Origin of the sequence: Aeromonas sp. LsrichE-8G (genome assembly GCF_022869435.1) — a bacterium.
Classification (GTDB): Bacteria; Pseudomonadota; Gammaproteobacteria; order Enterobacterales; family Aeromonadaceae; genus Aeromonas; species Aeromonas caviae.
In genome coordinates, this window is record NZ_JALIHH010000290.1 from 1 (window position 1) to 293 (window position 293).

General features: G+C 64.2%; 1 protein-coding gene. It reads right to left on the minus strand.

All coding sequences use genetic code 11. The features are described 5' to 3' along the window. Positions 1-293 (minus strand): helix-turn-helix domain-containing protein (locus MUW49_RS21520; RefSeq protein WP_244813222.1); only part of this gene is annotated, 293 nt, incomplete at both ends.

Here is a 293-nt window from a genome sequence, read left to right on the forward strand (position 1 = left end):
GCCCGGCTGTTGCCGTGCCCCACCCACAGGACGCGGGTTCGCTCGGCATCCATGATCACGGTGGCATAGCGGTGTCCCTTGTGCAGGGCAAACTCATCCATCACCAGCCGCCGCACCTCCCCAAGTTCGATGGTGCCCACACTGGTTTGCAAACGGCGCTTGTCGATCTCCTTGATGGTGTGCCAACCGACCCCGGTGAGCTGGCTGACATGGCGGATGGGGAGGTACTGAACGAGCGCTTCAATCCAGCACTGCATGCGCCGGGTGAGGCGGGAGCCAGAGGGGAGCCAGTC